Annotated in this window: 15 protein-coding genes; 11 read left to right on the plus strand and 4 right to left on the minus strand. The window is 72.2% G+C overall.

Annotated features, from left to right (window positions below; genetic code table 11):
* Nucleotides 1-2: 2 nt before the first annotated feature.
* Genes sufD through OHV05_RS25205 form a run of 6 tightly spaced genes read left to right on the plus strand, consistent with a single transcriptional unit; the run spans nt 3 to nt 4,473 of the window.
* A complete protein-coding gene (gene sufD / locus OHV05_RS25180) occupies nt 3-1,235 on the plus strand; it encodes a Fe-S cluster assembly protein SufD (protein WP_405019663.1) in 1,233 nt (410 codons plus the stop codon).
* 4 nt (nt 1,236-1,239) lie between these two features.
* Nucleotides 1,240-1,557 carry a bifunctional 3-phenylpropionate/cinnamic acid dioxygenase ferredoxin subunit gene (locus OHV05_RS25185; protein ID WP_057240322.1) on the plus strand — a complete coding sequence of 106 codons (318 nt, stop codon included), beginning with the start codon at nt 1,240-1,242 and terminating at the stop codon, nt 1,555-1,557.
* Between the two features lie 6 nt (nt 1,558-1,563).
* Nucleotides 1,564-2,328: a Fe-S cluster assembly ATPase SufC gene (gene sufC / locus OHV05_RS25190; RefSeq protein ID WP_403036131.1), complete on the plus strand. Its 765-nt coding sequence runs from the start codon at nt 1,564-1,566 to the stop codon at nt 2,326-2,328.
* Nucleotides 2,329-2,345: 17 nt separating this feature from the next.
* Entirely contained in the window at nt 2,346-3,596 is a 1,251-nt protein-coding gene (locus OHV05_RS25195) for a cysteine desulfurase (protein WP_405021539.1), read from the plus strand.
* Nucleotides 3,597-3,610: 14 nt separating this feature from the next.
* On the plus strand, nt 3,611-4,057 hold the full coding sequence (gene sufU / locus OHV05_RS25200; protein WP_403036137.1) for a Fe-S cluster assembly sulfur transfer protein SufU: 447 nt from the start codon (nt 3,611-3,613) through the stop codon (nt 4,055-4,057).
* Between the two features lie 20 nt (nt 4,058-4,077).
* Nucleotides 4,078-4,473, plus strand: coding sequence for a metal-sulfur cluster assembly factor (locus OHV05_RS25205; RefSeq protein ID WP_403036140.1), 396 nt, complete (start codon nt 4,078-4,080; stop codon nt 4,471-4,473).
* Between the two features lie 89 nt (nt 4,474-4,562).
* Here the strand turns inward: OHV05_RS25205 and OHV05_RS25210 are convergent, their stop codons facing one another.
* Nucleotides 4,563-5,888, minus strand: a complete 1,326-nt coding sequence (locus OHV05_RS25210) for an MFS transporter (protein ID WP_405019664.1) — start codon at nt 5,886-5,888, stop codon at nt 4,563-4,565.
* Nucleotides 5,889-6,255: 367 nt separating this feature from the next.
* On the opposite strand from OHV05_RS25210, the gene OHV05_RS25215 reads away from it, so the two are divergent.
* Complete coding sequence (locus OHV05_RS25215; protein WP_405019665.1) at nt 6,256-7,848, plus strand: hypothetical protein; 1,593 nt, start codon at nt 6,256-6,258, stop codon at nt 7,846-7,848.
* Between the two features lie 22 nt (nt 7,849-7,870).
* Here the strand turns inward: OHV05_RS25215 and OHV05_RS25220 are convergent, their stop codons facing one another.
* Nucleotides 7,871-8,320 carry an SRPBCC family protein gene (locus OHV05_RS25220; RefSeq protein ID WP_405019666.1) on the minus strand — a complete coding sequence of 150 codons (450 nt, stop codon included), beginning with the start codon at nt 8,318-8,320 and terminating at the stop codon, nt 7,871-7,873.
* A 5-nt stretch (nt 8,321-8,325) separates the two neighbouring features.
* Complete coding sequence (locus OHV05_RS25225) at nt 8,326-8,772, minus strand: VOC family protein (RefSeq protein ID WP_405019667.1); 447 nt, start codon at nt 8,770-8,772, stop codon at nt 8,326-8,328.
* 202 nt (nt 8,773-8,974) lie between these two features.
* On the opposite strand from OHV05_RS25225, the gene OHV05_RS25230 reads away from it, so the two are divergent.
* Both OHV05_RS25230 and OHV05_RS25235 read left to right on the plus strand, forming a co-directional pair.
* A complete protein-coding gene (locus OHV05_RS25230; protein ID WP_405019668.1) occupies nt 8,975-10,150 on the plus strand; it encodes a hypothetical protein in 1,176 nt (391 codons plus the stop codon).
* Nucleotides 10,151-10,377: 227 nt separating this feature from the next.
* Nucleotides 10,378-11,862, plus strand: coding sequence for an alkaline phosphatase PhoX (locus tag OHV05_RS25235; RefSeq protein ID WP_405019669.1), 1,485 nt, complete (start codon nt 10,378-10,380; stop codon nt 11,860-11,862).
* A gap of 77 nt (nt 11,863-11,939) precedes the next feature.
* Here OHV05_RS25235 and OHV05_RS25240 read toward each other — a convergent pair whose 3' ends face one another.
* Nucleotides 11,940-13,562 carry a PucR family transcriptional regulator gene (locus tag OHV05_RS25240; protein ID WP_403036160.1) on the minus strand — a complete coding sequence of 541 codons (1,623 nt, stop codon included), beginning with the start codon at nt 13,560-13,562 and terminating at the stop codon, nt 11,940-11,942.
* Between the two features lie 211 nt (nt 13,563-13,773).
* On the opposite strand from OHV05_RS25240, the gene pruA reads away from it, so the two are divergent.
* Complete coding sequence (gene pruA / locus OHV05_RS25245; RefSeq protein ID WP_405019670.1) at nt 13,774-15,402, plus strand: L-glutamate gamma-semialdehyde dehydrogenase; 1,629 nt, start codon at nt 13,774-13,776, stop codon at nt 15,400-15,402.
* Nucleotides 15,403-15,535: 133 nt separating this feature from the next.
* Nucleotides 15,536-16,465 (plus strand): proline dehydrogenase family protein, encoded by a 930-nt coding sequence (locus OHV05_RS25250; RefSeq protein ID WP_405019671.1) that lies wholly within the window; start codon nt 15,536-15,538, stop codon nt 16,463-16,465.
* Nucleotides 16,466-16,472 lie beyond the last annotated feature (7 nt).

The following is a 16,472-nucleotide window of genomic DNA, read 5'->3' on the forward strand; positions in this document are numbered from 1 at the left end:
CCATGGCTGACGTTCAGAACACCACCGGCTCGACGACCGCCGGTTCGATCGAGGTCGGCACGGCCGGAGCCGGTGCCCAGCTGGCCGGGCCCGGCACCGGCCGGGCCACCGTGCAGCAGCCGATCGACGCGCGCGTCGCGGTCAAGCCCTCGTACGACGTGACCGACTTCCCGGTGCCGACCGGCCGCGAGGAGGACTGGCGGTTCACGCCGATGCACCGCCTCCTCGGCCTGCACGACGGCACCGCGGCCGAGGGCGCGGCGGGCACCGACAAGGTCGAGCTCGCGCTGCCCGAGGGCGTCACCGCCGAGACCGTCGGCCGCGACGACGCCCGGCTCGGCAAGGCCGGCAAGCCGGTCGACCGGGTCGCCGCGCAGGCGTTCAGCGCCTTCACCCAGGCGCTGGTCGTCACGGTGCCGCAGGACGCCGTGCTCACCGAGCCGGTGAAGATCGACGTGCACGGCGAGGGCGGCGTCGCCTTCGCCCACGTGCTGATCGAGGTCAAGCCGTTCGCCGAGGCGGTCGTGCTGCTCAACCACACCGGCTCCGGCGTCCGCGCCGCCAACGTCGAGCTGGTCGTCGGCGACGGCGCCAAGCTCACCTTCGTCTCGGTCCAGGACTGGGACCGGGACGCGGTGCACGCCGCCCAGCAGACCGCGCTGATCGGCCGGGACGCCTCGCTCAAGTCCGTCGTGGTCACCTTCGGCGGCGACCTGGTCCGGCTGCACCCGCGGGTCAACTACGCGGGCCCCGGCGGCGAGGCCGAGCTGTACGGCCTGTACTTCGCGGACGCCGGCCAGCACCTGGAGCACCGCCTGGTGATCGACCACGACACCCCGCACTGCCGGTCGAACGTGGTCTACAAGGGTGCGCTGCAGGGCAAGGACGCGCACGCGGTCTGGGTCGGCGACGTGCTGATCCGCGCCGCCGCCGAGGGCACCGACACCTACGAGCACAACCGCAACCTGGTGCTCACCGACGGTGCCCGGGTCGACTCGATCCCGAACCTGGAGATCGAGACCGGCGAGATCGTCGGCGCCGGCCACGCCTCCGCGACCGGCCGCTTCGACGACGAGCAGCTCTTCTACCTGCAGTCCCGCGGCATCCCGGCCGACGACGCCCGCCGTCTGGTGGTCCGCGGCTTCTTCGCCGAGCTGGTCCAGCAGATCGGCGTCGCCGAGATCCAGGACCAGCTGATGGCGAAGATCGAGGCCGAGCTGGAAGCGACGGTCTGACCCGATGACCTTTCTCCGAGCCTGCTCGCTGGCCGACTTGGCGGAGGACACCCCCAAGCGCGTCGAGCTGAACGGCGTCCCGGTGTCGATCGTCCGCACCGAGGGCGAGGTGTTCGCGATCAACGACATCTGCTCGCACGCGAACGTCTCGCTCTCCGAGGGCGAGGTCGAGGACTGCGCGATCGAGTGCTGGCTGCACGGCTCCAGCTTCGACCTGCGCAGTGGCAAGCCCTCGGGCCTGCCCGCGACCAGGCCGGTCCCCGTCTACCCCGTAAAGATCGAAGGGGACGATGTGCTCGTCTCCGTCAACCAGGAGTCCTGAGTACATATGGCAACGCTTGAAATCCGTGACCTGCACGTCTCCGTCGAGACCGAGAGCGGCCCCCGCGAGATCCTCAAGGGCGTCGACCTGACGGTCAAGCAGGGCGAGACCCACGCCATCATGGGCCCGAACGGCTCCGGCAAGTCCACCCTGGCCTACACGCTGGCCGGTCACCCGAAGTACACCGTCACCAGCGGCTCGGTGCTGCTGGACGGCGAGGACGTGCTGGAGATGACCGTCGACGAGCGCGCCCGGGCCGGCGTCTTCCTGGCCATGCAGTACCCGGTCGAGGTCCCCGGCGTCTCGGTCTCCAACTTCCTCCGCACCGCCGCCACCGCGATCCGCGGCGAGGCCCCCAAGCTGCGCACCTGGGTGAAGGAGGTCAAGGAGGCGATGGCCACCCTCCAGATGGACCCGGCCTTCGCCGAGCGGAACGTGAACGAGGGCTTCTCCGGCGGCGAGAAGAAGCGCCACGAGATCCTTCAGCTGGAGCTGCTCAAGCCGAAGATCGCGATCCTCGACGAGACCGACTCCGGCCTCGACGTCGACGCGCTCCGCCAGGTCTCCGAGGGCATCAACCGGGTCGCCTCCTCCGGCGAGGTGGGCACCCTGCTGGTGACCCACTACACCCGGATCCTGAAGTACGTGAAGCCCGACTTCGTGCACGTCTTCTCGGCCGGCCGGATCGTCGAGTCCGGTGGCGCCGAGCTCGCCGACAAGCTGGAGAACGAGGGCTACGCGGCATACGTGAAGGGTGGCGCTTCCGAGTGACAACCCATGACTCGGCGCTGGCCGAGGCACAGGAGTTCGGCGACGCGCTCCGCAAGGACTTCCCGATCCTGCAGCGCGTGCTGCACGACGACAAGCCCCTGGTCTACCTGGACAACGCGGCGACCTCGCAGAAGCCCCAGCAGGTGCTCGACGCGCTGAACGGCTACTACGAGCGGCACAACGCCAACGTGCACCGCGGCGTGCACGTGCTGGCCGAAGAGGCCACGGCGCTGTACGAGGGCGCCCGTGACAAGGTCGCGGCGTTCATCAACGCGCCGAGCCGGGACGAGGTGATCTTCACCAAGAACGCCTCCGAGTCGCTCAACCTCGTTGCCAACATGCTGGGTTGGGCCGAGGAGCCGTACCGCGTCGACGCCGACGCCGAGGTGGTCATCACCGAGATGGAGCACCACTCCAACATCGTGCCGTGGCAGCTGCTCTCGCAGCGCACCGGCGCGAAGCTGAAGTGGTTCGGCCTGACCGACGAGGGCCGGCTCGACCTGTCGAACATCAACGAGCTGATCAACGAGAAGACGAAGATCGTCTCCTTCACGCTGGTCTCCAACCTGCTCGGTACCGTCAACCCGGTCGAGGCCATCGTCCGGCGGGCCCAGGACGTCGGCGCGCTGGTGCTGATCGACGCCTCGCAGGCGGCCCCGCACATGGTGCTGGACGTGCAGGAGCTGGGCGCCGACTTCGTCGCCTTCACCGGTCACAAGATGCTGGGCCCGACGGGCATCGGCGTGCTGTGGGGCCGGCAGGAGCTGCTGGAGGACCTCCCGCCGTTCCTCGGCGGCGGCGAGATGATCGAGACGGTCACCATGGGCGCCTCGACCTACGCCCCGGCCCCGCACAAGTTCGAGGCAGGCACCCCGCCGATCGCCCAGGCGGTCGGCCTCGGTGCGGCCATCGACTACCTGTCGACGGTCGGCATGGACCGGATCGCCGCGCACGAGCACACCCTCACCGAGTACGCGGTGCAGCGGCTGCTCGAGGTCCCCGACCTGCGGATCATCGGCCCGCGCACGGCCGTCGACCGGGGTGCGGCGATCTCCTTCGTGCTCGGTGACATCCACCCGCACGACGTCGGCCAGGTGCTCGACGAGCAGGGCATCGCGGTCCGGGTCGGTCACCACTGCGCCCGGCCGGTCTGCCTGCGGTACGGAATTCCGGCGACCACCCGGGCGTCGTTCTACCTGTACTCGACGCCGGCCGACGTCGACGCACTGATCGACGGCCTGCACCACGTCCGGAACTTCTTCGGCTGAGGGGTGAGCGCGGAATGAAGCTCGACTCGATGTACCAGGAGATCATCCTGGAGCACTACAAGAACCCCCACGGCAAGGGGCTGCGGGACGGCGACGCCGAGGTGCACCACGTCAACCCGACCTGCGGCGACGAGATCACCCTGCGGGTGCGGCTCGACGGCGCCGTGGTGGCCGACGTCTCGTACGAGTCCCAGGGCTGCTCGATCAGCCAGGCCAGCGCCTCGGTGCTGAACGACCTGGTGGTCGGCAAGTCCGTGGGCGAGGCGCAGGCGATCCAGGAGGCCTTCCTGGAGCTCATGCAGAGCAAGGGCAAGGGCGTGGGCGACGAGGAGGTGCTGGAGGACGCGGTCGCGTTCGCCGGCGTCTCCAAGTTCCCGGCCCGGGTCAAGTGCGCGCTGCTGAGCTGGATGGCCTGGAAGGACGCCACCGCCAAGGCGCTCGCCGAACACCCCGCCGTCTGACGACCCTTAAGGAAACACTCATGAGCGACACCGAGGCCGGCACCCCGGCCGAGGCGGCGGCGCCCTCGACCGAGGGCCCGACCGTCATCGTCGGCACCACGGCCGGCACGGTCTCCGTCGAGGACCTGACCGAGGCCCTGATGGACGTCGTCGACCCCGAGCTGGGCATCGACGTCGTCAACCTGGGCCTGATCTACGGCATCCACATCGACGAGTCCGACGTGGCCACCATCGACATGACCCTCACCTCGGCGGCCTGCCCGCTCACCGACGTGATCGAGGACCAGGCCAAGACCGCCACCGACGGTCTGGTCCAGGACCTCCGGATCAACTGGGTCTGGATGCCGCCGTGGGGCCCGGACAAGATCACCGACGACGGCCGCGACCAGCTCCGCGCGCTCGGCTTCAACGTCTGAGCAGCTGTCACAAAGGCCCGACCCTCCACCCGGAGGGTCGGGCCTTTCTGCTTCTGCGGGATCGGTTGCACCAGCAGTTCCCCGCGCCCCTACCCGGTCTTGCGCAGGACCGCCCCGGCGAGGCCGAGGCAGGCGGCAGCCGCGACGCAGGCGAAGCCGCTGACGGCCGGGAGCAGCCCGTACCGCTGGGTCAGGGCGCCGACGGCGACGATCGGGAGGGAGGAGCCGAGGTAGACGATGACCCAGAGGGTGGAGAGCTCGCTGCCGCGCCGTTCGGGGTTCATCGCGGCGACGGCGGTGGTGAAGAGCGAGCGGAAGGCCACACCCTGGCAGGAGCCGCCGAGCACGCTGCCGAGGAAGAGCAGGGCCGGGGTGCCGGTGTAGAGGGCGGTGACCACCAGGGCCAGGCCGGTCGCCAGGCCGGCCATGCCGAGGGCGATCACCAGCCGGTCGGCGGTGGGCGGCACCAGCAGCTGGGCGGTGGCGGAGGAGCCGAGCAGCAGGGCGGCCACCACCGCGCCGGTCAGCGAGGAGGTGGTCCCGAGCAGCTTGGCCGAGAAGGCCGGGGCCAGGCTGAGGTAGACCCCGAAGACCGCGTACGAGGCGAAGCCCGCGCCGGAGGCGAGCAGGAACTCGCGGCGCCCGGTGCGCGGCAGCCGCAGCCGCTGCGGGCGCAGGTGGGCGGGGGTGGTGATGCGCGGCGGTGCGGCGGGCGGCCGCTGCCGTCCGGGCATCCTGGGGTGCACCAGGGCGAGCGGGACGCAGAGCGCCAGCAGCCCGATGGCGTGCAGCAGGAACGGCGTCAGCAGCGGGTGCTCGCCGGAGGAGAGGGTGGCGCCGACCACCGGGCCGAGGGCCACCCCGCCGGCCGAGCAGGCCAGGGTGAGTTTGGCGGCCAGCGTCGGGTGGTCGGGCAGCAGGTCGCCGAGCGCGGCGCCGGCCGCGCCGGTGGCGAAGCCGACCGCGACGCCCTGGACGGCCCGGCCGAGGGCCAGCTGCCAGAAGCTGCCCGCGGTGGCGAACAGCACGTCGCCACCGGCGGCCAGGGCCACGGCGGGCAGGATCATCGCGCGCCGGCCGAGGTGGTCGGACCAGTGGCCGACCGCCGCCAGCACCGGGACCAGGGCGAAGACGTAGACGGTGAAGAGGACGGTGGTGTCGAGCGCGGTCAGGCCGAGCTGCCGCTGGAGCACCGGGTAGATCGGGGTGGCCAGGTTGGCCCCGATCAGCAGGAGCAGCAGGGCGGCGGCCACCAGGCCGACACGGATGCCGCGCAGCGCGTTCCAGCGGCTGATCGCGGCGAGCTGGAGCTGCGTACGTGGTGCGAGCTCCAGGGGGAGCAGGGCCTCCGAGAGTCGGCGTCCTTCGAACTGTGCGGTGGACAGTCGGGCGCCGGCAGGGGAGAGGTCCGCCATGGCAGGGGTCTCCTGTGGCCGGGCACCACCGTGGGCCGGCCCGGGCCTGGGGTGGTGGCCGGACGGTGGGCCCTGGTGGGGCGGGGTGTGCGGGGCGGGCTTCGTTGCCCGATGGCCGGTACCAGGGTTGTGCACCGTTCCTGGTGCAGGATACGTGGTCAGCGGGGTGCGCCGGCCCGGTCCCGGGTGTCGGCTCCGCCACGTCGTCAGGTGGCGGGCGGACTGTGTCAGGTACCGAGGGCGACGCGGTGACTTCGGCGTGCGACTCCGGCAGGCCGGGGCCGGTACGGATACGCTGAGCTGATGGACCGCCACCCAGACGGTTCCTCGGGCAGTGACCACCGCCACCACGGGAGACCTCGCAACGATGTCCGGACGCAGCAGCAGCACCCCTGACAACCCGTCGGCCGACCCGGCGGACAGCGCGGCTGCCGAGCGCCTGCTGCCGGCCGACTACGACCTGGCCGACCTGTACGGGGCGTTCGCCGCGCACGGGCAGGACGAGGACGAGGACGACGCGGCGGTCCTGGTGCCCCCGATCCAGCTGCCCTCCGATCGGGAGCTGGCCGAGGCCGCGCTCGCGGTGCCGCTGATCGCGCACGCGCTGAAGCTGGCCCGCTGGGCCGCACCGCACCGCCCGGTGGACGAGTTCGGCGACCTGGTCGGCGAGGACCGGGCGCCGGCCGCCGACCTGCTCGGGCTCGGCGAGGGCGAGGAGGCCGAGGTCGAGGCGATGCGGGCCTGGTCGCTGGCCTGCGACCTGGACCTGGTGGAGATCGGCACCACCGAGGCGGGCGAGCACGTGGCCATCCCCGGCCCGGACCTGGAGCCGGCCGAGGCGGGCGACGAGGACACCGTCCTGGAGCTCTGGCTGACCGCCGCCGGGATCGTCCGGGAGCTGGCCGCCGAGGCGGACTCGCTGGACCTGGACGACGAGGAGGCCGAGGCCGAGGAGGACGACGAGGAGCGGCTCGCGGCGGTGGAGGAGTCCCGCAAGGCGGCGGCCGAGCTGCTGGACGAGGCGCTCCAGGTGCTCTACGAGACCACCGCCTTCGCCGAGCCGGGCGAGGAGACCGTGCCGCTCGGCGTGCTGGCCGCGCTGCTGGTGGTGCCGGAGGGCGAGGAACCGGACGAGGAGCTGCTCGGCGACATCACCGATCTGATGATCACTCTGGACCCGATGCTGGCCGACCTGGCCGAGCTGGGCCTGGTGGAGCACCAGCCGATCGACCCCGAGCTGTTCGAGGAGGAGGACTCCCCGGTCGGCGAGGGCGAGCTGAGCGACGAGGAGTCGGCCCGGTTCGGGCTGGTCCGGCTGACCCCGCTGGGCCAGTTCGCGGTCCGGCAGTGGCTGCTCGAGGAGGGCTACGACGCCCCGCTGGTGGGCGAGCTGGCCCAGGGCGACGCCGAGTCGCTGCTGCGCGCGATCTCCGAGACCGCGAACGTGCTGCCCGAGCGCGAGGTGCTGGTCTGGCTGGCCGGCCGCGATCCGGAGACCGCGGCCCGGGAGCTGCTGGAGGCGTCCCGGGGCACCGACCCGTACAGCCCGGTCCGGCGGCTGCTCAGCCTGCAGGCGCTGGAGGTGATCGGCGAGGCGGCCCGCCCGGCCGCGGTCGAGGTGCTGGACGACCCGGAGCTGGGCGGGGCGGTCCGGGCCTGGCTGCACGGGCAGGGCCAGCAGGTGACGGCGCCGGAGCGCGGCGTGGTGCTGTGGACGCTGGTGGACAGCTTCGCGGCCCAGCTGCTGACCAGCGAGGGCGAGGCCGAGGTGCTGCACCGGCTGATCGCGGAGCTGCCGGTGACCGACAACCCGGCCAGCTACTTCGGCGAGCTGTGGCGGGTCCGGCACCCGTACACGGCGGACGTGCTGGAGGCGATCGGCGAGCTGCACCTGAACCGTACGGTGGCCAAGGAGGCCCGGAAGGCCGCGTTCAAGGCCCGCTCGCAGCAGAACGGCTGACGGCGGCTGGTCTGACGGCGGGTCAGGCCGGGTCGGCCAGCCGCCGGCGCAGGCCCCGCCGGCCGGCCCGCATCATGGCCGCGTGGTTGGCCAGGAAGAGCGGGCGGGCCACCGGGGCGAGCCGGCGCATCAGCTGCTTGGCCGGGCGGACCTCCTCCTCGAAGACCGCCCGGCTGCCGGTGCCCTCGGGGTGGACCGTCCAGCGGGACCAGCCGACCAGGTCGCCGGTCAGGTCGGCGGTCAGGGTGAACGCCGCCTCGTCCTGCTCGCGCTCGGTGGCGGTCAGCAGCAGCCGGTACGGCAGCACCGAGCGGATCACCAGCTCGCCGCTGTGGTCGGTCAGCCGGCGCACCGAGCGCACCTGCGGCCACCACTGCGGGTAGCGCTCGACGTCCCGGAGCAGGCGGTAGACCCGGAGCGGTTCGACCGGGAGCCGCCAGACCGAGGTCAGCAGGTAGTGGTTGGTGTCCACGCCGGCTACGGCAGGTCGAGCTGGCCGGCTTCGGTGAACGGGAAGAACGGGTTGTGCGCCAGCTCCCAGAGGTGCCCGTCCGGGTCCTCGAAGTAGCCCGAGTAGCCGCCCCACTCGGTGGCGGCCGGAGGCTTGACCACGGTGGCGCCGGCCTCGACCGCGACCTTCAGGGCCGCGTCCACCTGCTCGGTGGACTCGAGGTTGACCGCCAGCGTGACGCCGCGGAACGAGGGCTCGCCGATCGCCGGGACGCCCGCGTCGGCGGCCAGCTCCTCGGTCGGGAACAGGCCGAGCGCCGAGTCCGCGGTGCGGAACCAGACGATGCTGTCGTTGGAGGCGGCGGAGCGCGACCAGCCGAGCGCCTGGTAGAAGGCGGTGCTGGCGGCCAGGTCGGTCACCCCGAGGGTGACGATGCTGATCCGGGCGGGGAAGGCCGGAGTGGCTGCGGTCATACCTTCCAGAGTAGGCAAGGCTACTGACAATCCGGGGCGGACGGGGCCGGGACGCCGGGCTGCCAACCGTACGAGCGAAGCTGATGGCCCAGCAGACCCGGGCCCCGTATCGTGGGGCGGACGCGGCGCGGGGTGCCGGGCCAGGCCCGGTGCGGTCGGTCGTGAACGACGGTCAGGCGAGCACGCGGGGGTGCGGCAGAGGATGACGAGGCAGAACGCGACCAGGCCCCAGGAGCCCGAGGACTACTACGCCGACCACGAGGAGCACAGCCGTCGGGTGCTCGCGGACGCGGACTTCCCGGTCTACGGGGTCGACCGTTCGGAGCGTGGCCCGGGCCTGCACCGGGCCGACCCGGCGCGCGCCGGGCTGGGCGCGCCCCTCGCGATCCCCGATCCGCCGGAGGACAGCGACGCGCTCGCCGAGTACGAGGTGCGGAACGGCCGGCTGGGCTGGGTCGAGGTCCGCTCGGGCGACTGGAGTTCCGCCGACGGCCCCTATGTGACGGTCCGTACCTACCGCCCCGGTGCCGAGCAGCAGCCGCTGCCGGAGCTGGAGGACGTGGTCGAGGACGAACGCGACCGGGTCTACGAGCAGTTGGAGATCGACGAGGGCGACGGCCCGGGTGCGGTCCGGGCGCTGCGGGAGTGGATCACGGTCGAGGGCGAGCCCCGGGCGGTGCAGATCCACGAGGACCGCCGCCCTGAGGGCGAGACCCCGGCCCCGGTCTGGGCGGGCCGGCTGCGGGTGGACGGCGTGACCGTCCAGGTGACCGGGCGCGGTGTCCCGCCGGGCGGGGTGGAGCTGCGCCGGATCGAGGATTTCGAGAAGTACGTGCTCGGCCGTACCGACCTGATGCGCAAGCTGGCCCGCCAGCAGGCCCAGCGGGCCATCCTGGAGGAGCGCGAACTCCCGCCGGTGGCCGGGCTCGAGGCGCACCGGGCGGTGGTCGAGCACGCGGTGCACGAGGCGGTGGCGCTGGCCGCGCAGGCCCGGGCCCGGCGGGTGCCGAGACTGCCCCGGCGGCTGCGCGGCGAGGCCGGCGCGGTGCGCTGGGAGGCGGCCGTCCGGCAGCAGATGCGGCTGGCCTCGGAGAGCAGGGACGAGGCGGGCGACGCGGTCACCGCGATGGTGAACCACCTGACCAGGCTGGCCCAGAACACCGACTGGGCGATCGGCACGCCGGAGGGCCGGGCCGCCGTCGAGGAGGTCATCCGGTTCACCGCGTTCGCCAGCGAGGTGCCCAGTCTCCCGGCCCAACGGGCCTGGGAGCGGCTCTGGTTGGGCGGCGCACCGCGCACCCCGGGCAGTGCGCCGGTGACCGAGGAGGCCTGGTTGACCGCCTGGGAGCAGTGGCGGGTCGAGCGGGTCGAGCGCTGACCGGTCGGCGGGGCCCGGAAACTGACGGACCGTATCCGAGGTGACGATGTCCCGTCCGTTTGTTCGGATACGGTCCGCAAATCACCACCCGATGGCGGTGTCGGGTTCACCCGGGGTTCACTGCGGCCCCGGAGTCTGCTGGTCGGCGGCGGCCCACCCCGTCGTCACCGAGCGCGCCGTCGGCCGGGACCGTCCGGACAGCGGCCTCACCTCACAGGAGTGCCTACATGTCGCTGTCCCGTCGGGACTTCGTCAACCGTTCCACCGCCATCGGGGCCGGCGTCCTGATCGCCGGCAGTGCCGAGGTGCTGGCCACCGCTCCCGGCGCCATCGCCGCGCCCTCCGGAGGCGAGACCCCCGCCGCCGAGTCCGCCGAGGCGGCCCGCCGCGCCACCGGTTACGGCGAGCTGATCGCCGACCCGAAGGGCGTCCTCGCGCTGCCCCGCGGCTTCAAGTACCAGGTGATCACCCAGACCGGTGTGACCAAGCTGGTCACCGGCGAGTCCACCCCGAGCAACCACGACGGCACCGCCTCCTTCGAGGGCAAGCACGGCGCCACCCTGCTGGTGGTGAACCACGAGCTGGCCGGCGCCCGCGCCAACTGGCCGCACCCGGTGCCGCTGCTGGACGGCTACGTCTACGACTCCGGCGCGGCCGGCGGCTGCACCGTGGTCGAGGTCAAGCGGGGCGGCAAGGAGGTCCGCGAGTGGGTCGGCATCGCCGGCACCGCGACCAACTGCGCCGGTGGCGCCACCCCGTGGGGCACCTGGCTGTCCGGTGAGGAGACCGAGGACAAGGCCGGCAAGAACGGCTTCCTCAAGGACCACGGCTACATCTTCGAGGTCGACCCGAACGACCAGGCGGCCAACCGCGACCCGCAGCCGATCAAGGCGCTCGGCCGGTACGCCCACGAGGCGGTCGTGGTGGACCAGAAGCGCGGCCACCTCTACCTGACCGAGGACGCCTCGAACCCGAACGGCCTGCTGTTCCGCTGGACCCCGCCGGCCGGCTTCAAGCACGGCAAGGGCAAGCTCCGCAAGCTGGCCGCCGACGCGGGCAAGCTGGAGGCGTTCAAGGTCTTCGACTCGCACGGCACCTTCATCGACGACCTGTCCCGGGTCACCAAGGTCGGCACCACCTACGGCGTGGACTGGGTGAACGTCCCGGACCGCGACGCCAAGACGGTCTCCGTGCGCAAGCAGTTCACGGAGGGTCAGGTCACCCGCGCCCGCAAGCTCGAGGGCATGTGGTGGGGCGACAACGGCTTCTACTTCGTCTCCAGCTACGCCCGCACCGAGAGCCCGGGCGCGGCGCACGACGGCCAGGTCTGGTTCTACAACCCGACCCGTCGCACCATGACCCTCAAGCTGCTGCTCGGCGTCAACACCGACGTGATGGGCGACCACGGCAACTACGACGGCCCGGACAACATCACCGTCTCGCCGTACGGCGGCCTGGTGATCGCCGAGGACGGCGAGGGTGTCTCGCACCTGTTCGGCACCACCGAGGAGGGGCGGACGTACCCGATCGCCCGTAACGACCTCAACATCGGCACCGCCGAGAAGCCGGAGTTCAGCGAGTTCACCGGGGTGAACTTCTCCGAGGACGGCGAGACCCTGTTCGCCAACATCCAGGTGCCCGGCATCCTGGTCGCGATCACCGGCCCGTGGTGGCGGCTGCGCCACCGCAGCGGCCACGGCTACAACGACTGATCACCGCGCACCGACGGCTGATCACCGCGCACCGACGGCTGCCCGCCGACCGCTCCGGTCGGCGGGCAGCCGTCGTCTCAGGGGTGCCCCTGGTCCGGCTCGGCCGGCAGCCTGAGCTGGAGCATCGCCAGCAGCCGCTGCTGCGGCTGGGCCAGGTCGATGCCGGTCAACTGCTCGGCCCGGCGCACCCGGTAGCGCAGCGTGTTGGGGTGGATGTGCAGGGCGTCGGCCGCCACCCTGACCTCGCCGAGCGCGTCCAGCCAGGCCAGCACCGACTCGGCCAGCCGGGTGCCGTGCCGCAGGTCGTACCCGGTGAGCGCGGTCAGCCGGGGGTCGCGCAGGCCGCCGCGGTCCTGGAGCAGCGCCAGCACCTCGCTCACCAGCACCTCGGCCTGCACGTCGATCAGCGCCGCCACCTCGGTGGCCACCCCGCCGCGCCCCATCGCGTCCAGGATCCGGTCGGCCTGCGCCCGGGACTCGGGCACCGCCGCCAGCCCGTCCACGGTGGAGCCGATCGCCGCCCGCAGCCGCACCCCGAGGTGCTCCCGGGCCGCCGCCACCGCTTCCTGCGCCCAGTCCCGGACGGTGGCCATCGGCAGCCCGGCGGGCAGTTCGGGCAGCAGTACGTACACCCGGGAGTCGATCGGGGCGAGCAGGGCCGAGCGGTGCCGGGCCGCGGTGTGCACCGAGATCAGGCCGGTCACCTCGGCCCGGGTGAGCTCCAGGTCGGACCCTTCGGACGGTGAACTCGCCGCGTACGCCAGCACGGTGGCCGGGCGGCGGAGCTCCAGGCCGAGGTGGGTGGCCAGCGACTGCGGCCCGGTGGAGCCCTCCAGCAGACCGGTCAGCAGGGTCTGGGTGAGCCGGACGTCGGCCGACAACTCCCGCCGCCGACGGACCAGTTGGGCGGCCGCCACCCGGGCCGCGCCGACCAGCGCCTGGTCCGCCAGCGGGGCCAGCGGCCGGGAGCTCTCCTGCACCCAGATGGTGCCCAGCGGCTGCGCCCCGGCCCGGATGCCGATCGCCAGCCGGCGCCGGATGCCGAGCTCCGGGTGCGGGTCGATCCGGATCACCGTGTCGGAGCTGCGCAGGTGCTGGAAGATGCCCCACTCGCGGAGCTTGGACAGGTACGGCTCGGGCCCCTGCCAGCCCAGGATGGAGAGCCGCCGCAGGTCGTCCACCTCGTCGCTGTCCGAGGAGCGCGAGTACGCCAGCACCCGGCTGGAGGTGTCCTCGATGCTGACGATCCCGCCGGTCAGCGCGGCCACCGTCTGGGCCAGCGAGAACAGGTCGCCGGTGTTGTGCTCGGCGGTCTCCGGGGCGTCCGGGCCGGCGATGATCGCCCGGGCCAGCGAGTCCAGGTGCTCCCAGCGGGTCTCCCGGCGCACGCTCAGCAGTGCCACGCCCGCCTCGGTGGCCGCTTCGCGCAGCGCGTCCGCCTGGCCGGGGGCGTCCAGCTTCACCGCGACCGCCGCCGCCTTCGCCCGCCCGGCCGCCCGCAGCGCGGGCAGTGCGGCCCGGCCGCGCGCGCCGATCGCCAGCACCAGCTCGCCGGGCTGCGCGGTGGCCGGGTCCTCCGGATCCAGGATCGCCACGTCCCGCACCGGGACGTCGAGACCGGCCGGCGCCGCCTGCAGCTCGACCAGCGGCTCGCCCAGCGCCATCAGCAGTTGGCGCAACGGCAGTCCCGGGCCGGTCATCGGCCCGCCCTCGTGGATTCCCCGGTCTGTGTCGGCACGGAACCGACTTTAGTCGCGTTCCGGACAGCTCTTCATCCGGTCCGACAACTCCGAACGGATGACTTTGGCCGCCTGGCCAATCTGTTGCCCGGGGCGGCCGGGCTAGCGTTTGGTCGTGGCCGGAGTGCGACCCTCACCGGCCTTCCCGTGACGAGAAGGAGAGCGCGCGCTCATGGATGCTGTGACCCAGGTCCCCGCGCCGGTGAACGAGCCGGTCCACAGCTACGCCCCGGGGAGCCCCGAACGGGCCCGGCTCGAGGCCAAGCTGAAGGAGCTGGGCGGCCAGGAGCCGGTCCAGCTGACCATGACGATCAACGGGGAGCGCCGCATGGGCGGCGGCTCCGAGTTCCACGTCGTCCAGCCGCACAACCACGCGGCACGGCTCGGCACGCTGCGCAACGCCACCCAGGACGACGCGCGCGAGGCCATCGACACTGCCCTGGCCGCAGCCCCGGCCTGGCAGGCGCTCTCCTTCGACTCCCGGGCCGCGATCTTCCTGAAGGCCGCCGACCTGCTGGCCGGCCCCTGGCGCGAGACGCTGGCCGCCGCCACCATGCTCGGCCAGTCCAAGACCGCGCAGCAGGCGGAGATCGACACCCCCTGCGAGCTGGTCGACTTCCTGCGCTTCAACGTGCACTTCGCCCGGCAGATCATCGCCGAGCAGCCGATCTCCTCCGAGGGCGTCTGGAACCGCAGCGACCACCGTGCGCTGGAGGGCTTCGTCTACGCGATCACGCCCTTCAACTTCACCGCCATCGCGCTCAACCTGCCCACCGCCCCGGCCCTGATGGGCAACGTGGTGCTGTGGAAGCCCTCCCCGACCCAGCAGTTCTCCGCGCACCTGCTGATGCAGCTGCTGGAGGCGGCCGGTCTGCCCAAGGGCGTCATCAACATGGTCACCGGTGACGGCAAGGACGTCTCCGAGGTCGCGCTCAAGCGCCCCGAGCTGGCGGGCATCCACTTCACCGGCTCCACCGCGACCTTCCAGCACCTGTGGCGCGAGGTCGGCGCGAACATCGCCAACTACCGCAGCTACCCGCGGATCGTCGGCGAGACCGGCGGCAAGGACTTCCTGGTCGCCCACCCGTCCGCCGACCCGGCGGTGCTGAAGACCGCGATGACCCGCGGCGCCTTCGAGTTCCAGGGCCAGAAGTGTTCGGCGCTGTCCCGTGCCTACGTCCCGGCCTCGCTCTGGGCCGAGATCAAGGACGACTTCCGGGACGAGGTGGACGGCCTGACCATGGGTGACGTCACCGACCTGACGAACTTCATGAGCGCCGTCATCGACGACCGCTCGTTCGCCAAGAACAAGGCCGCGATCGACCGCGCCCAGGCCGACCCGGCCGTCGAGGTGCTGGCCGGCGGCACGTACGACGACTCGGTCGGGTACTTCGTCCGCCCGACCGTGCTGGTCTGCTCCGACCCGGCCTCCGAGTACTTCAAGGACGAGTACTTCGGCCCGATCCTCTCGGTCCTCGTCTACCAGGACGACGAGTACGACGCGATGCTGACCCAGATGGAGTCGGTCTCCAGCTACGCGCTGACCGGTGCGATCATCGCCCAGGACCGCGAGGCCGTCCAGCACGCGATGCTGAAGCTCCGCAACGCGGCGGGCAACTTCTACATCAACGACAAGCCGACCGGCGCCGTGGTCGGCCAGCAGCCCTTCGGCGGTGCCCGGGCCTCCGGCACCAACGACAAGGCCGGCGCCAAGCAGAACCTGATGCGCTGGACGTCGACCCGCTCGATCAAGGAGACGTTCGTCCCGCCGACGGACTACCGCTACCCGCACATGGGCTGACCAGCCCACCCGTCGCCTGCCGCCACCCTTCTTGGGACGCGCTGCGCGCGGCACCTCCCTGGGGCGGCGGCAAACACCCTCAGCCGCCGCCCCGCCCCCTTCTTCCTCCGCTGAAACATCGCCAGGAGTACCGATGCTCCGTTCCGCCCTCCTCGCCGCCTCCCGCTCCCCGCAGGTGCGCACGGTCGTCGAGAAGTTCCCGCCCACCCACGCGATAGTCGAGCGCTTCGTCGCCGGTGAGCAGCTCGACCAGGCGGTCACCGCGACCGACGAACTGATCGCCACCGGCCGCAAGGTGACCCTGGACCACCTGGGCGAGGACACCAAGGACGCCGAGCAGGCGGCCGGCACCGCCGAGGCGTACGAGCACCTGCTCAGCGCGCTCAAGGACACCGGCCTGGCCGCCGACGCCGAGGTCTCGGTCAAGCTCTCGGCGGTCGGTCAGTTCCTGCCGGTGGACGGCGAGAAGATCGCGCTGGAGAACGCCCGGCGGATCTGCGCCGCGGCCGCCGACGCGGGCACCACGGTCACCCTGGACATGGAGGACCACACCACCACCGACTCCACCCTGTCGATCGCCCGCGAGCTGCGCGCCGACTTCCCGTGGCTCGGCGTGGTGCTCCAGGCGTACCTGCGCCGCACCGAGGCGGACTGCCGCGACCTGGCCACGGCCGGGTCCCGGGTGCGGATCTGCAAGGGCGCCTACAAGGAGCCCGAGTCGGTCGCCTTCCAGGGCAAGCACGAGGTCGACCTCGCGTACGTCCGCGCCCTCAAGGTGCTGATGGCCGGCGAGGGTTACCCGATGGTTGCCTCGCACGACCCGAACATGATCAAGATCGCCGGTCAGCTGGCCGAGTGGCAGGGCCGTGGCCGGGACAGCTTCGAGTACCAGATGCTCTTCGGCATCCGTCCCGAGGAGCAGCTCCGGCTCGCCGAGGCCGGCAACACCATGCGGGTCTACCTCCCGTACGGCCAGGAGTGGTACGGCTACTTCATGCGCCGGCTCGCCGAGCGCCCGGCCAACCTGACCTTCTTCCTGCGCGCGATGGCCACCCGGGGCTGACGGGTGA

Source organism: Kitasatospora sp. NBC_00070, from assembly GCF_045041205.1.
Lineage (GTDB): Bacteria > Actinomycetota > Actinomycetes > Streptomycetales > Streptomycetaceae > Kitasatospora.

Bases quoted from the DNA above. Each gene is read 5' to 3' on its own strand.
- sufU (WP_403036137.1), top strand. From the start codon at position 3,611: ATGAAGCTCGACTCGATGTACCAGGAGATCATCCTGGAGCACTACAAG.
- OHV05_RS25240 (WP_403036160.1), bottom strand. From the start codon at position 13,562: ATGACCGGCCCGGGACTGCCGTTGCGCCAACTGCTGATGGCGCTGGGC.
- OHV05_RS25215 (WP_405019665.1), top strand. From the start codon at position 6,256: ATGTCCGGACGCAGCAGCAGCACCCCTGACAACCCGTCGGCCGACCCG.
- OHV05_RS25210 (WP_405019664.1), bottom strand. From the start codon at position 5,888: ATGGCGGACCTCTCCCCTGCCGGCGCCCGACTGTCCACCGCACAGTTC.
- OHV05_RS25230 (WP_405019668.1), top strand. From the start codon at position 8,975: ATGACGAGGCAGAACGCGACCAGGCCCCAGGAGCCCGAGGACTACTAC.
- OHV05_RS25225 (WP_405019667.1), bottom strand. From the start codon at position 8,772: ATGACCGCAGCCACTCCGGCCTTCCCCGCCCGGATCAGCATCGTCACC.
- pruA (WP_405019670.1), top strand. From the start codon at position 13,774: ATGGATGCTGTGACCCAGGTCCCCGCGCCGGTGAACGAGCCGGTCCAC.
- sufD (WP_405019663.1), top strand. From the start codon at position 3: ATGGCTGACGTTCAGAACACCACCGGCTCGACGACCGCCGGTTCGATC.
- OHV05_RS25235 (WP_405019669.1), top strand. From the start codon at position 10,378: ATGTCGCTGTCCCGTCGGGACTTCGTCAACCGTTCCACCGCCATCGGG.
- OHV05_RS25205 (WP_403036140.1), top strand. From the start codon at position 4,078: ATGAGCGACACCGAGGCCGGCACCCCGGCCGAGGCGGCGGCGCCCTCG.
- OHV05_RS25250 (WP_405019671.1), top strand. From the start codon at position 15,536: ATGCTCCGTTCCGCCCTCCTCGCCGCCTCCCGCTCCCCGCAGGTGCGC.
- OHV05_RS25185 (WP_057240322.1), top strand. From the start codon at position 1,240: ATGACCTTTCTCCGAGCCTGCTCGCTGGCCGACTTGGCGGAGGACACC.
- sufC (WP_403036131.1), top strand. From the start codon at position 1,564: ATGGCAACGCTTGAAATCCGTGACCTGCACGTCTCCGTCGAGACCGAG.